Origin of the sequence: Streptomyces tauricus (genome assembly GCF_014650955.1) — a bacterium.
Classification (GTDB): domain Bacteria; phylum Actinomycetota; class Actinomycetes; order Streptomycetales; family Streptomycetaceae; genus Streptomyces; species Streptomyces tauricus.
The window spans coordinates 85,619-99,239 of the sequence record NZ_BMVY01000018.1; the positions used below are offsets into that span (position 1 = coordinate 85,619).

Sequence of the window (13,621 nt, forward strand, 5' to 3'; positions counted from 1 at the left end):
CATTCCCCAGCTCATGCGAGTCAGGGGCCTGGTGCCCGGCGCCTGCCAGGGCTACGACCGCGGCTCCGGTGCGCCGTGGGGGCCAAGAGACCGCACCGGCCCGGCGGCAGGCCCCGCTTGAGCGGCCGGCAAGCCCGTCCCGGACGGACATGGACGAGCGCCGGGGGAGCAGCCTGTGTGCCGCACCGCCGTCCGGGCGGGCCGTTGTACTTCGAGAAGATCGCCGCAGGCCGGCCCGGTACTCAGAGGTCCCACACGACGACACCCCAGGTCGCGGACATGGTGCCTTGTTCGGGGGCCGATGACGCGCGTTGGGACCTGGGTGGTCCAGGCCCGGTCAGCGGTTGAGGACCGCCTCGGCCGTGACGGCCACGTGCTGGGCCTGGATGTCGCGGCCCTTCTCGTTGGGGTGGCGTACCAGGGGATCGTCTGCGGGACGCCGACGGCGTCCCGCCCGCCCCGCTGTGTTCGAACGTGGCCGGTCCTGCGTCATCGTGCACCACCCTTCCCCTGGGCGTGCCGGGGACCCGTCGCCCATCCCGCCAGCCAGCCCGACCCATCGTGTCTTGAAGGCCGTGGACCCGGTTGACGCCGACCAGGTCGCCAAGCAGATCAGCCTCGACCAGGCACGCGAGGACCGGCTGACCGCGGAGGCGGTCAGCGACCGCATCCCTACGAGGTTCGGGCCCGGCGTGATCGGTCCGGCCGCCGCCCTCCGCCGCGCCTCCTGACCGTTCCCACCCACCGGCCACACCCGTGCCTGGAAGCGAGAAGCTGGTGCTGCTCCACTCGCCCGGCATGCTGGATCCCGCCTCGCTACCGCACTGGCCCTACGCCCACCCGGTGACGTCGTTTCACACGACGAAAGCCGCGATCGCTCGTTGTCTGGTGAAGACAGCGACGTACGGCACCGCTTCACGGCCCGCCCCGCAGACCCAGGGCGTGGTCCCCACAACGGTCCGCTTCGACCCGACCGAGGCTTGGGAGATCGACCACTGGCTCCTGGACCTGCGAGACCAGACCGGCGTCCGCTGGGACAAAGCCGCAGTGATCCGCGAGTTGCTGAGCATGGCCCGCACCCTGGCGCCGCACCTGCCCGGGCCACCTCCTGCACATTCCAGATCACACGCTTCCCTCCCGCAGTCGATGTCGTCCGGGGTTCTGGTGGGTGAGAGCGCTGCGATGGGGCGGCGGCGTGGTCAGTCGTGGAGGGCGTGTTCGAGGGTGGGGTGGCAGTCCATGAGCTGGTCCACGCCGACGATGCGCAGGACGCGCTGGACGGCTTGTTGGGCGCCGGCGATGCGCAGCCATCCCTGTGTGTCGTTCGCTTGCTGGTGGGTGGTGATGAGGATGTTGATGCCGCTGGAGTCCATGAAGGTGACATCGGTGAGGTCGGCCACGATCCGCAGCGGTGTCGTGCCGTCGGGGAAGCTCAGGGCGTCGGTGAGCAGGTGGGTGACGGGGTGGTCGATCTCGCCGTGCAGAGTGACGACTTGGATGCCGTTGATGGTGCTGTGGTCGACCGTCAGCCGGCTGGACGGCGCTGTGTCGTGGATCTCTGCCAAGGGTCTCTCACCTGCATTCGTTCGGGAGTTGGGGCACCGACACGATAGAGCGTCACGAATCTGCCCGGATGCTGCGGGGCACAACCGTTCGCCATCGGCTGGGCGTCCCGGAGAACATGCGAGGCGGGGCGCGGGGTACGCGCGCTGTGAAGATGAGGGAAGGGATGGTGGAGGCGGCGGGATCCGAGGGGGAGTTCGGCGTGGTGCCGGCGCCCGGCAGCGGTCCGAACCAGCAGGCGGTCGTCCTGGAGGGCGGCGGGCCGGTCATCGCTGCAGCTCTTCACCGCGCGGCCGGCTTCCTTGCCCGCGTCCGGGACGTGCACGGCCTTCCGGTGTCCGCGCGCACGATGGATCTGACCCAGCTGGTCGTCAGCGAACTGTTCGCCAACGCATACAAGTAGGCCCCGGGCCCGATCCTGCTGCGGCTGCGCATCGTCGGGAATCCGGTGGAAGTGGCGGTGCGGGACAGCGATCCGGTTCTGCCGGTGGCCCGGGCCGCTGATGGGGGCAGGGTCGGCCAGCACGGTCTGGAGGTCGTCATGGCGGTCGCTCAGGGTCTTGAGGTTCACCGGGAGCCGGCCTCAGTAGCGGCCGGCGGTGCGGAACGCCAGGACGGCGCAGGACGGCTCTTGCGTCCGCCGGGCGCTGTTGTCCGGTGTGAGAGCCGTGTCGGCGAGCACCATCAGGTGGCCGTCGGTCCGTGTGTCGGTGACGTCGTGTCCGAGTCGGGTGAGCAGTCCTGACAGGGCGGCCTTCACCAGCACCCGCATGCTGTTGTGATGTGCGGCGCAGTCGGTGTGCTGGCGCGTCAGTGAGGTGAAACTGGTCCGAGGCCGTCCAGCTGACCGCAACACCCGTAGGCGCTTCGGTCACGGTAGTCCCGGTATGCCGGCGACCGGCGGCGCTCCACGGACCGGCCGCGGAGTCATTCGAGATGCTCCATCCAGACGATCTCGTCGTAGCGCTCCACAGCGGTGTCCTCACGGTGGACCAGCCACAAGTACTCGAAGCCGCTGTCATGGTGGAGATGGGCGAAGAGCCTCCAGGAAGACGCCTTCCGCACTATTTCGTCAGTGAATTTCCAGTCCCAGTCGTCTTCGAGATCGATCATTTCGAGTTCCAACGGACCCGCAGATGCGATGTTGAGCATCACACCTCCGAGCTGCAGGGACCTGTCGGGAGCAAAATAACCGTCAGCCAACAGCTCCATGGGACCGTGACACCGCCGGTACTCGGCCATTGCTTCCTCAAGGGCGGGATGCATCGTCACGGGATGCTCACTGTCCTTGGCGTACGTGTACCACTCCGCGAGTGTCCACGCCGCATACGCGTGCAGCTCCCCGCTCTCCTCCGAATCCGTCAACTCGTCGGCGTAGGAACCCGGGAGCCACCGCGGTGACGCCCCGGGGTCCAGCACCAGAGAACCTGAACCGGGAAGCCCGAGCCCCAGGTCCAGGTGCCGTTCAGGAAGAGCGGCACAGTCGACAAAGACCACCATCTCTTCCTCGCGCTCCCACCTGCCGACCGGCTCACCCACCTTGTCCCTGTTGATCACCACGCATGGCCGCAGGCACCGCAGAATCTCATCGACGGCACCCTGCGAGACCCCGCTCGTGCGCGCGGCTTCCATGAATTCCTCACGACTCAGCATGCGGCACATCCTGGCAGGACCCACTGACAACCAGCCGGACGACCGACTCCCCAAGGGATCCCGGTGATTGGGCGGGACTTCCCCAGGGGGAAGTCCCGCGTCTTTTGGCGGCATGGCCTACGGCCGAGGGAACCTGGAGCCCGGCTGCGTGATCCACGGTGACCGCGGCAGCGAATACACCTCGACCCATTTTCGCGACCGAATAAGGGAGTTGGGACTACGGAACAGCTGCGGACGCACCGGCTCATGCTTCGACAACGCGGCCGCGGAGAGTTTCTGAGCCCTGCCCAAGGAAGAGATCGGCACCCGCATCTGGTCCGACCGGGCCGCCGCCCGCGCCGAAGTCTGCACCTTCACCGAGACCTTCCACAACCGCCGCCGCCTGCGCAAGCACACGACCTTCGGCCACCTCACCTCGGCCGAGACCAGGCAGCGGCATCGACACGCCCCCGCGGCATAACCGACGCGTGTCCAAGACCACGGGGAGACTTCATCGGGTGGGGCGACGCCCTCCTGGCCGAGTTGCTCCTCGACCGCACGGGACGCTTGACGGCAGCCCCGTACTCTCGCCTGTCCACCACCGAACCGCCGTCACGGTATGAACACTTCCGACCTCCTGACGTCGGCGGTCGCTACGATCTGCGGCGTGTGCGCAAACATTGTGGTCGCCGAAGACGACGCGAAGCAGGCCGAACTGGTGCGCCGTTACCTGGAGCACGAGGGTCACGCCGTCACGGTCGTCGAGGACGGCCGGACGGCTCTCGAGACGGTCCGGCACCAGGAACCCGACCTGGTCGTTCTCGACGTGATGATGCCCGGGGCCGACGGTCTCGACGTCGTACGGATCCTGCGCGCCGAACGCCGGGAGGTGCCGGTGCTGATGCTGACGGCCCGCAGCACCGAGGACGATCTGCTGCTCGGCCTCGACCTCGGTGCCGACGACTACATGACCAAGCCGTTCAGTCCGCGTGAACTCACCGCCCGGGTAAGGACTTTGCTTCGCCGCAACCGGTGCGGCCCCGATCTGGCTCCGGCGACCGTACCCGTCCCCGCTCCCGCCTCGGAGCCCGAAGCGGCCCCGGACGACGAGGTGTTGACGGTCGGCGTGCTCAGGGTCGATCCCTTGAGGCACGAGGTGTCGGTCGCCGGGACGCCCGTCGAGTGCACGCCCGGTGAGTTCCGTCTCCTCGCGGCGATGGCGGCCGAGCCCGACCGGGTCTTCACCAGGGCACGGCTTCTGGAAGAGCTGCACGGCTTCGACAAGTACATCAGCGGCCGGACCGTCGACGTGCACGTCATGAACCTGCGCAAGAAGATCGAGCGCGTCCCACGACGGCCGGCCCGCCTCCTCACCGTCTTCGGCGTCGGCTACAAACTCACGGACCCCGCGAAGAGCGTGCGCCATGCGTCGTCCTGACAGGGGAGGTGCGGCGGGGGCCGCCCGGCTGCCGCTGCGCAAGAGTCTGGCGGGGCGGCTGTTGACCGTGACGGCGCTGGTGGCCTCGTGCTCGGTCGCCGCGACCGCCTGGCTGGCCGTGCAGACGACCTCCGTCGCGATCCGCCAGGAGCAGGGGCAGAACCTCAAGTCCGACGCGAAGATCTACAACACCCTCCTCGGCTACGCGGCCACCCACCCCGACTGGGACGGCGTCGACACCACCGTGCGAGATCTGGCCCGGGAGTCCGGGCGCCGGATCGTGCTCACGACGCCGGGCCGACGCCCGTTCGTGGACTCGGCGAACTCGCGCTCAGCGGGCGGCGGTTCGTCCGACGATCTGCTCGCTCAACAGGCCTCGGCGGTCGTGGATCCACGCTCCGTCGACACCGTGCTGGTGCCCGACGCGGCCAAGGCCGGCGCCGACCGCGTCGATCCGCGGGCCGTGGGACCCTTCCGGCTGCCCGCGAAGGAACACGACGCACTGCGCAAGGCCGCCGTCGGGAGGGCGGAGTGCCTCAGCCGGATGGGTATCGCCGCCGACGTCGTCGAGAGCCCGGGCGGACGGCCCCGCGTCCAGTTCGTGAGCGACGAGACCGAGGGTGGGACCGACAGCGTCACCGACCGTGACATGGAGGCCAAGTGCTTTGCGTCCTACCCGGTCGGTCCCACCGCGACCGAGCGGAAGGCCCTGAGCGCCCTCAACCAACTGGCTGACGCCTGTCTGAAACGACAGGGTCGCACCGCCGTGAAACTGAACCTGGACCTGTCCTGGGACCGGAGTTACGCATACGGGCGGGACGACGCGGTCTCCGGCGCCGAGGACGGCCTCAGCGATCGGGAGGCGAAGGCCCTGGCAGCCAAGAAGGCGCAGGACGCCGCGACGGCCGAACGCAAAGCGGCTGCCGGCGGCGCACTCGACTACGCCCCCGCCGAGATCCGCGACAGCGCGTACGACCGGGCCGTGGCCAGCTGTGTCGAAAGCGCCCGCCGGGAACAGCTCACGGGCTATGTCGCCGAGCCCGCACTCCTGTTCATCGAAGGCCCCGGTGCCGCCGGCGTGCCTGGCTTCGACCTCTCCCGCGCCAACACCGCACGCATCGCCGGTGTCACCGCTCTGGTCCTCGCCCTCACCGTCGGCGCCTCGGTGCTCGCCGGAGCCAGGCTCGTACGCCCGTTGCACGCGCTCACCGGCGCCGCCCAGCGCATGCGGGAGGGCCTGGACGCGACGCCGGTGCCCGTGCCCGTCGTCTCCGACAATGAGATCGGACGGCTGACGGCGGCCTTCAACGACATGGCCGCGCACCGGGCCCGCCTGGAGGAGCAGCGCAAGGTGATGGTCAGCGATGTCGCCCATGAGCTGCGAACGCCGCTGAGCAACATCCGGGGCTGGCTGGAGGCGGCCCACGACGGACTGGCCGTGCCGGACCCCGCGTTCGTCTCCTCGCTCCTGGAGGAGGCGGTGCAGCTCCAGCACCTCATCAACGACCTCCAGGACCTGGGCGCGGCCGACGCGGGCGCCCTGCGGCTCCACCGGAAGCCGGTACGGATCGACGAGCTGCTCGGCCAGGTCGCCGCCGCGCACCAGGGGTTGGCGGAGACGGCGGGCGTCACCCTCACGGTCCTGACACCGCCGCCGGGCACCCCTCACCCGCCGCTCCTCGACGCCGACCCCGTACGGCTGCGGCAGACCGTCAGCAACCTGCTCTCCAACGCGGTGCGCCACACCCCGGCCGGCGGCACGGTGACCCTGCGCCGGTACGTCACCGACCCGGGGGACGAGCTGGCCGTGGAGGTGTCCGACACCGGCAGTGGCATTCCGGCGGGCGACCTCCCGTACGTGTTCGACCGTTTCTGGCGGGCGGAGAAGTCCCGCAATCGCAGCACCGGCGGCAGCGGCCTCGGCCTGGCGATCGTCCTCAAGCTCGCCGAGGCCCACGGCGGCACGGTGGACGTGGCCAGCACGGAGGGGGAGGGGGCCACCTTCACCCTGCGGCTGCCGACAGCCGAGTCACGGAAGCCGCAGGGCCCCGGTCGACCCTGATGGGATGACGACAGCGCTCTGACAGTTTCCTCACAAGTGGCCGTCAGGGTGAAGCCATGCCCGGAACCTGGTGCGGATCGGCAAACCAGGAACGACCAAGCCGGGCTGGAACTGGAGCCCTCACATGTCCCGCCGTCTCACCCTGCGCCCGCTGCGTATCGCTGTCCTGACCGGCGTCGCGGCCGGCGCGCTGCTCGTCCCGGCCACCGCGGCCTTCGCCAGCGATCCGACTCCGACGCCGGGCGCGACCGACTCGACCTCGGCCGACAAGGAGGCCCTGGCGAAGAAGAAGGCCGAGGATGCCAGGACGCTCAAGGAGGCCGAGGCCCGGAAGGCCGCTGAAGCCCGGAAGGCCGGAGGCAAGGACTACCCGCGTGGCGGTGTCGCCGCGGGAGAGGCCCCCGCCCAGGACGACAACACCGGCACGCTCATCGGTTCGGCCACCGGCGCGCTGCTGCTCGCGGGGGCCGGCACCTACGTACTGCGCCGCCGCACCACCGCCCGCCGCGAAGGCTGACCCGGCAGCACGACCTCTCGTACGAAACGGTGGCGCCGCCCTTCACCAGGCGGCGCCCTGTGCGTTCCGGCGAACCCTCGCACCCTGTTCTGGAGCCCGAGTTGCCCCCTGCACACCGTCCGGCCCTGCCCCGGGCCCGCCTCGCGACCCTCACCCTGTTGACCCTCGTCACCCTGCTCACCGGCTGTTCGTCCGGCCCCGACCCGACGGTCCGGGCCGCTCCGACCGCCCCCGCCGCCGCGTCGGGTGCTCCGAAGTCCGAGCGGCCTGCGGCCGACGCTCCGGCGGCCCCTGCCGAGGTGGCCGTTCCCTCCGTGGGGATCACCAGTTCGCTGATGGAGTTGGGCCTCAACACGGACCGGACGGTCCAGGTCCCGCCGGCCGAGGAGGGGATGACCGCGGGCTGGTACACGGGCGGTGCGGTGCCCGGTGAGATCGGCGCGGCCGTCATCATCGGCCACAACGACACCCGCTTCGGCGAGGCCGTCTTCCACGACCTGAAGAAGATCAAGGAGGGTGCGGACATCACCGTCACCGACAAGACGGGAAACACCGTCCACTTCACCGTCACGGCCACGGAGAGCGTCGCCAAGAACGCCTTCCCGACGGAGAAGGTCTACGGGCCGACCCAGGAACGTGCTCTACGGCTCATCACGTGCGACGGCGACTTCGACGCGCAGGGGCACCCTGTCGACAACCTCATCGTGTACGCGACAGCGAGCTGAGCGCCGTAGGGCGTGTCCGTTTCGCTCTCTCGTCACGAGTGACGTCCGCAGCTCGATCGTCAGCGGCCGGTTCCAGGAGCGCGCCGCTGAACGGTCGGTACGCGTCAGCCACGGCGCAGGCGAGAGCGGCGACTGCCTGGCGGCCGTCGCCGCTCTCGCCTGCGCCGCCAGCGAGCACCGCCGGGCGATGTGGATGCGTGGCGACGCCGTACTTGAGGAGCCGGCACGGAGCGGATCGAGGTCGTCGTCACTTCAAGGAAAGACCCAGCTCAGGATCGCCTACCCCTCATACTGACCGCCGGGACGACCGGCGGGATCGTCTCGCTCACCGAAGAGCGGCACATGCATCGGATGCAACTCCGCTCGGATACGGTGCCGGCGGGCGGGATGACGCCACCGGCCGGATGCGTCACGGGCGACGTCGACGCCGACTTCCACCACCCGTTCGGGTTGCACCAGCGTGACGGCCAGCTTTCCGGGCTGCCCCACCTGGCGGAGAACGACCAGCCTGTCCACGGATGTTCGTGCCGCTCCGGGGCGAGCAGACCGGCCACCGCGGCACCCGCTGTCCGGGCGAGACGGGCGGTGCGGCCGACGTAGTGACGACGGCCATCGGTGCCGTACCGACCCGAGCAGCAGCGTGTGAGGAGACGCCGGGCGGCCCCGGCGGCCGCCCCGCACCGTGCCTCACACCCCGCGCCCCGTGATGACGGCCTTCGGGCTCGGTCAGGGGACCAACAGTAGTTTCCCGGTGGTCGTACGTGACTCGATGTCTGCGTGGGCCCTCGCTGCATCGGCCAGCGGGTAGCGGCCGCCGATCCGGACGACCAGTTCGCCCCTCTCGACGAGCGCGAACAGCTCGGCCGTGCGCGCCGCGAGTTCCTCGGGGGTGCGGATATGGTCCTCAGTCACGCCGTAGGTGAGGCGGGTGCTGCGGGGGATGTCGTTCATCGCGATGGTCGGTACGTCACCGATCAGCGGCCCGTAGAACACCATCGTGCCGTGCGTGCGCAGTACCTTCAGTGATGCGGCGAAAGTGGTCGCGCCCGCACCGTCGAACACCACGTGCACCCCCTCGCCGCCGGTCAGCTTGCGCACCGGCTCGACGAACGCGTCACCGGAGGAGACCAGGACGTGGTCGGCACCCGCACCCGTGGCGTGCCTGGCCTTCTCCGGTCGCGACACCAGGCCGATCACGGTGCCGCCGCGGGCTTTGACGATCTGAGTGAGCATCATTCCGACCCCGCCGGCTGCCGCGTGCACGAGTGCGATTTCTCCCGCTCGCACCGGGTGGGACACGGTGGCGAAATGATGCGCGGTCAGGCCCTGCATGAGCACGGCCGCGGCCGTCTCGTCGTCAACGGCGTCGGGCACCGGGACGGCACCGCTCGCCGGGAGCACGATCTGCTCGGCATAACTGCCATGGCTATTGATCGTCAACCACGCGACACGATCACCCGGGGCGAACGCGTGCACGCCCTTGCCCGTCTCCGCCACCACGCCGACGCCTTCCGCGCCCGGCACCTCGGCCACCGCTTGTCTACGGATGGCGGTATCGAAGAAATTCACACCCGCCGCGCGGACGTCCACCAGGACTTCTCCCGGGCCCGGACGAGGTGCCGGCCGCTCGCGCAGCTCCAGCACCTCCGGTCCCCCTGCTTCCCTGACAACTATCGCTTTCATGGGGCCGAAGGTAGGTTCCAGAAATTGTACCTGCAAGTACACTTTGCGTGGTGACCACGAAAAAAGGCGCCGCGACCCGCCTGCGTATCGTCGAAGCCGCCGCAGCCGAGATCCGCGAACGCGGCACGAACGCCACCACCCTTGACGACGTGGGCCGGCGCAGCGGCACCGGCAAGGGGCAAATGTTCTATTACTTCCCCGAGGGTCGGGAACAGCTTCTGCTCGCGGTCGCCGAACTTGAAGCCGAGCGCGTCTTCGACGACCAGGAGCCGTACCTGAGCGAACTCACTTCTCGCGCGGCCTGGGAAGCGTGGCGCGACCTGATTGTCGAGCGCTACCGCGACCAAGGGCTGCACTGCCCGCTCGGGGTGCTGATCGCCGATGTAGGCCGGTACAGCCCGGCCGCGAGGGCCGTCACGGCGCAACTGGTGCGACGGTGGCAGGAGTGCGTCCGAACCGGTATCGAGGTCACGCAAGCGGCCGGCGAGGCCGACCCAGGCCTCGACGCCGACCGCACGGCCGCGGCTGTGATCGCTACGGTCCAGGGCGGTGTCACCGTCCTGCTCTCCACAGGTTCCGCGGAACATCTGGAGGCCGGGTTGAACCTCTGCCTCGACCGCCTGCTGTTGTGAACGCACGCTGACCGCCAGCGCGGAGGTCGCGCCCGCCAGAACCGCGCACGCGGTCAGCGCGAGCACGGCAACCAGAGCGTGCCGAGACCGAGGGCACCACGGTCACCGCGCTCATCACCGAGCATGCGCTCAATGCGGTCCGTTCCCCCCCGACGGGACGGTGTCGCGGAGGTCTTCCGTTCGTTTGTCGCCGATCACGCGGCCGCGTTCGACACGGCCTTCCCGGATGATGCGCCGGCCCTGCCCGGCTGTCGGTGGAGGCCGTGTCGAAGCCGGTGCCGGGCCCTCAGCCGACGACGACCTCCTCTTCGCAGATGATGCGTCCAAAGCTGTGCAGGTCGATGAAGTTCTCGTGGTCCGGGTCGACGGTCTTGAGGAAGTTCTCGCAGAAGTAGAACGCGTTGAGGTCGTCCATCGTGTCGAACCATGTCTCGACCACCGAGTCGTAGTCCGGTTCGGGACAGTTCGGCGCGGGGACGGGATACGACACCACGAAGCGGCGGATGCACTGCTTTGCCTCGGGGATGGACGTGAGGAGCGGCCTGTGGATGTTCCGCTGGTAGTGGGTGAACTCGTCATGAGTCATGCCCTCGCGACGCTTCAACGTGATGACCATTTTGATCATGATGCCTGTCCGTTGCTGTTCGATAAGTGAAGATTCGCCGGACCGATATCACCAGCCAGGGAATGCGCTGATACGCGCGCCGCGCGCCGTGACCAGTGGGATGCACACGACCGTTGATGTCAGGCTCCCGGCGGCGGGGACTGCGGTATCGGTGATCTGTGCGTTGTCCATGGCAGCAAGCCTGCGTCCGGTCGTGGAGCCGATCCAGGCACCGGCGGTACCTGGATCGGCTCCACGGCGGGACGCACACTGAGGTATGGACAGACGGGAGCTGGCCGGCTTTCTGCGTGGCAGGCGCGAGCGCATCACCCCTGCCGACGTGGGTCTGCCCGCCCGGCCGCGTCGGCGCACACCAGGGCTGCGCCGCGAGGAGGTGGCGCAGCTGGCGTTCATCTCGACGGAGTACTACACGCGTCTTGAGCAGGCCCGCGGCCCGCGCCCCTCACGCGAGGTACTCGCCGGCCTGGCCCGGGCCCTGCGCCTGTCGAATGCCGAGCGGGACCACCTGCACCACCTCGCCGGCGCGCCGTCCGGTTCGCCGGCCGGGCCCTCACGCGAAGTGCCGCTCAGCATCCTCGACCTGCTGCGGCGGCTGCCGCACACCGCGGCGATCGTACTCTCCGTGACCTACGAGGTGATCGCCTGGAACGATCTGGCCACCGCCCTCCTGGAGGACTTCTCCCCCCTGCCCCGGCGCGAGCGCAACCTCCTGCGCCGTGCCTACCTCGCACCGCCCTCGCGTGAGCGGCCGCTGTACGACCCGTTCGACGCGGAAGCGTTCGCCCGCGCCGCGGCCCGGCGCCTGCGTGCCGCCGCCGCCCGCTGCCCTGACGACGGCGAGGTGGCCACGCTGGTGGGGGACCTCCTGTCCGGCAGCGCGGAGTTCGCCCGCCTGTGGGCCGCGCACGACGTGCACCCCGAGCCCACCCTGCTCAAAACCGTCAACCACCCGCTGATCGGCCCCATCACCCTCAGCTGCACCTTCCTCGACATCCCCGACCAGGACCAGCAGATCGTGCTCTACACGGTCGAGCCCGGCTCTCCCGCAGAGCAGGCACTACGGCTGCTGTCGGTCATCGGAACACAGCGTATGGACATACCCGGCTGAGAAGTCCTGACGGAATGATCTTCGTGTGCCAAGGTGGAGGGGCGGGTGACCTCGTTCCCCAGCGCCTGACACTCAAGACGAGGCCAACGGGCACGCTGCGCCAGCCCGCCCGCCCCTGGGAGGTATCCCGGCAGGAGGGCGACCCGAAGACGTCCCCGGCCATCACCGCGCTCCGGGATGCCCTACAGGCGGCCCGCGCGGCCCGCCCCACGGCATCTTCGACGGACGGCCCCACACCACCGTCCTCGAACCGCAGACCTGCGCGCAGCGCGCCACAGTGATCCTGGCGCGCTTCACTGTGGACACCTGGCGGCGCCTGGTCCCGATGGCCGACCCCGCCCCGAAGCAGCGCCATCCCCAGCCGGGCCACTTCAACGTCGTCCAGCAGAGCGACGCCCATGAGAGGCAGGCGGTCCGGATGACCGACGCCGACGTCGTCAGCCGACCCAGGGGCTGTCCCGTAAATGATCTGCGATGTGGTCGGCGTTCGGCCGACCGTGGGCCTTCCCTCTCGTCCGGCGAGGCCCAGGCGTACACGGGCAATGCCCAGCGACGCGTTCGGGGCACCGGTCCTTTCGCGGTCACCAACCGCAGGATGACTCAGCCCCACCAAGAGGGGAAGACGTCCTCGGCCCGGCCGGTGCGAGTTCGATGCAAGGGATGCGCCCCGCTGGATTTCGCGGCGCGGGCCTATGGCCTCCGTCGAGGGTGTATCAGGTTCGCAGGCCTCCGGAGGCGGTGAGACGCTCTCCGGTGACCCATGCGGCCTCGTCGGAGGCGAAGAAGACCGCCACCTGTGCCAGATCTCTGGGCTGGCCGATACGGCCCAGTGGAGTGCGATCGATCATGCCCGTCTCGGCGTCGCTGCCGATGAAGCCGACCGCGTGGATACCCTCTGTCTCAACACCGCCTGGAGCCAGGGTGTTCACCCGGATACCGCGAGGGCCGAGCTCGGCGGCCAAGACGCGTGTCAAGGCGTCGATGGCCCCCTTCGTCGCGGCATACACCGCCATTCCCGGTACCGCGCGGGCGCTGTCCAGCGATCCGATGTTGATGATGGACCCACCGTCGGGCCCGAAGTACTTGAGAGCCTCTTGGATCGTACGGATCGGCCCGGTCAGGTTGACCGACAGCTGACGGTCGATCTCTTGCTGCGTGACGCTCTCCAGCGGCTGTGGGTAGTACACACCGGCATTGTTGACGAGAATGTCGAAGCGGCCGTAAGCATCCATGGTCTTGGCGAAGAGGCGTTCGACGTCCGCCGGCACCGATACATCCCCCTGCGCGGCGATTGCGCTCGCTCCTCGATCCTGGATGTCCCGCACCACTCGCTCGGCGTCAGCAGGGCTGGAGGCATAGTTGACCACGACCGACGCTCCGGCCGCAGCGAACTCCCGCGCGATACCCGCCCCGATGCCCTTGGACGCGCCCGTGACGAGCGCGACCTTTCCCGCCAGTCTCGCGTCGGCGTTCCTTCGCGGCGCTGCATCACCGTGGCGAACCCCTGGCCTACTTGCCATGCTTGTTGCTCCTGTCCATTGAGCGGATCACGGGTGGTGGCACGAGTCCTCGGTGCTGCCCGGGCAGAGGCAAACTGGTTACGGGCAGCCTCGCGCGCCCCTGATATGGGATGTGC

General features: G+C 69.3%; 14 protein-coding genes and 1 pseudogene. 8 read left to right on the forward strand and 7 right to left on the reverse strand.

All coding sequences use genetic code 11. The annotated features are described in order from the left end of the window. Positions 1-337: 337 nt before the first annotated feature. Complete coding sequence (locus tag IE278_RS25205) at positions 338-493, reverse strand: hypothetical protein (RefSeq protein WP_189775534.1); 156 nt, start codon at positions 491-493, stop codon at positions 338-340. An 82-nt stretch (positions 494-575) separates the two neighbouring features. On the opposite strand from IE278_RS25205, the gene IE278_RS25210 reads away from it, so the two are divergent. Next, positions 576-731, forward strand: coding sequence for a hypothetical protein (locus tag IE278_RS25210; RefSeq protein WP_189775612.1), 156 nt, complete (start codon positions 576-578; stop codon positions 729-731). A gap of 468 nt (positions 732-1,199) precedes the next feature. On the opposite strand, the gene IE278_RS25215 is transcribed toward IE278_RS25210, so the two are convergent. After that, on the reverse strand, positions 1,200-1,565 hold the full coding sequence (locus IE278_RS25215; RefSeq protein WP_246570610.1) for an STAS domain-containing protein: 366 nt from the start codon (positions 1,563-1,565) through the stop codon (positions 1,200-1,202). Positions 1,566-1,729: 164 nt separating this feature from the next. Between IE278_RS25215 and IE278_RS42410 the strand changes: the two are divergent. Further along, positions 1,730-2,143 (forward strand): annotated as a pseudogene (locus tag IE278_RS42410) (ATP-binding protein); the annotation flags it as partial. Positions 2,144-2,146: 3 nt separating this feature from the next. Here IE278_RS42410 and IE278_RS25225 read toward each other — a convergent pair. Both IE278_RS25225 and IE278_RS25230 read right to left on the reverse strand, forming a co-directional pair. Continuing rightward, complete coding sequence (locus IE278_RS25225) at positions 2,147-2,335, reverse strand: hypothetical protein (protein WP_189775613.1); 189 nt, start codon at positions 2,333-2,335, stop codon at positions 2,147-2,149. Positions 2,336-2,490: 155 nt separating this feature from the next. Further along, positions 2,491-3,216, reverse strand: a complete 726-nt coding sequence (locus tag IE278_RS25230) for a hypothetical protein (protein ID WP_189775535.1) — start codon at positions 3,214-3,216, stop codon at positions 2,491-2,493. Positions 3,217-3,877: 661 nt separating this feature from the next. Here IE278_RS25230 and IE278_RS25240 point away from each other — a divergent pair. The 4 genes from IE278_RS25240 (at position 3,878) to IE278_RS25255 (ending at position 7,937) form a co-directional block, all read left to right on the forward strand. Next, a complete protein-coding gene (locus IE278_RS25240) occupies positions 3,878-4,633 on the forward strand; it encodes a response regulator transcription factor (RefSeq protein ID WP_189775602.1) in 756 nt (251 codons plus the stop codon). After that, on the forward strand, positions 4,620-6,695 hold the full coding sequence (locus IE278_RS25245; protein ID WP_189775537.1) for a sensor histidine kinase: 2,076 nt from the start codon (positions 4,620-4,622) through the stop codon (positions 6,693-6,695). Before IE278_RS25240 ends, IE278_RS25245 begins: the two co-directional genes overlap by 14 nt. A gap of 124 nt (positions 6,696-6,819) precedes the next feature. Continuing rightward, positions 6,820-7,212 (forward strand): hypothetical protein, encoded by a 393-nt coding sequence (locus IE278_RS25250; RefSeq protein ID WP_189775538.1) that lies wholly within the window; start codon positions 6,820-6,822, stop codon positions 7,210-7,212. A gap of 101 nt (positions 7,213-7,313) precedes the next feature. Continuing rightward, positions 7,314-7,937, forward strand: coding sequence for a class F sortase (locus IE278_RS25255; RefSeq protein ID WP_189775539.1), 624 nt, complete (start codon positions 7,314-7,316; stop codon positions 7,935-7,937). A gap of 726 nt (positions 7,938-8,663) precedes the next feature. On the opposite strand, the gene IE278_RS25260 is transcribed toward IE278_RS25255, so the two are convergent. Next, entirely contained in the window at positions 8,664-9,620 is a 957-nt protein-coding gene (locus IE278_RS25260; protein ID WP_189775540.1) for a quinone oxidoreductase family protein, read from the reverse strand. Positions 9,621-9,670: 50 nt separating this feature from the next. On the opposite strand from IE278_RS25260, the gene IE278_RS25265 reads away from it, so the two are divergent. Beyond that, positions 9,671-10,252, forward strand: a complete 582-nt coding sequence (locus IE278_RS25265; protein WP_189775541.1) for a TetR/AcrR family transcriptional regulator — start codon at positions 9,671-9,673, stop codon at positions 10,250-10,252. A gap of 286 nt (positions 10,253-10,538) precedes the next feature. Here IE278_RS25265 and IE278_RS25270 read toward each other — a convergent pair whose 3' ends face one another. Continuing rightward, on the reverse strand, positions 10,539-10,868 hold the full coding sequence (locus tag IE278_RS25270) for an EthD domain-containing protein (protein ID WP_246570612.1): 330 nt from the start codon (positions 10,866-10,868) through the stop codon (positions 10,539-10,541). 265 nt (positions 10,869-11,133) lie between these two features. On the opposite strand from IE278_RS25270, the gene IE278_RS25275 reads away from it, so the two are divergent. Then, a complete protein-coding gene (locus tag IE278_RS25275; RefSeq protein ID WP_189775543.1) occupies positions 11,134-11,985 on the forward strand; it encodes a helix-turn-helix transcriptional regulator in 852 nt (283 codons plus the stop codon). 713 nt (positions 11,986-12,698) lie between these two features. Here the strand turns inward: IE278_RS25275 and IE278_RS25280 are convergent. Beyond that, positions 12,699-13,505, reverse strand: coding sequence for an SDR family NAD(P)-dependent oxidoreductase (locus IE278_RS25280; RefSeq protein ID WP_189775544.1), 807 nt, complete (start codon positions 13,503-13,505; stop codon positions 12,699-12,701). Positions 13,506-13,621 lie beyond the last annotated feature (116 nt).

Bases quoted from the DNA above. Each gene is read 5' to 3' on its own strand.
- IE278_RS25275 (WP_189775543.1), top strand. From the start codon at position 11,134: ATGGACAGACGGGAGCTGGCCGGCTTTCTGCGTGGCAGGCGCGAGCGC.
- IE278_RS25230 (WP_189775535.1), bottom strand. From the start codon at position 3,216: ATGCTGAGTCGTGAGGAATTCATGGAAGCCGCGCGCACGAGCGGGGTC.
- IE278_RS25250 (WP_189775538.1), top strand. From the start codon at position 6,820: ATGTCCCGCCGTCTCACCCTGCGCCCGCTGCGTATCGCTGTCCTGACC.
- IE278_RS25260 (WP_189775540.1), bottom strand. From the start codon at position 9,620: ATGAAAGCGATAGTTGTCAGGGAAGCAGGGGGACCGGAGGTGCTGGAG.
- IE278_RS25245 (WP_189775537.1), top strand. From the start codon at position 4,620: ATGCGTCGTCCTGACAGGGGAGGTGCGGCGGGGGCCGCCCGGCTGCCG.
- IE278_RS25205 (WP_189775534.1), bottom strand. From the start codon at position 493: ATGACGCAGGACCGGCCACGTTCGAACACAGCGGGGCGGGCGGGACGC.
- IE278_RS25280 (WP_189775544.1), bottom strand. From the start codon at position 13,505: ATGGCAAGTAGGCCAGGGGTTCGCCACGGTGATGCAGCGCCGCGAAGG.
- IE278_RS25225 (WP_189775613.1), bottom strand. From the start codon at position 2,335: ATGCGGGTGCTGGTGAAGGCCGCCCTGTCAGGACTGCTCACCCGACTC.
- IE278_RS25270 (WP_246570612.1), bottom strand. From the start codon at position 10,868: ATGGTCATCACGTTGAAGCGTCGCGAGGGCATGACTCATGACGAGTTC.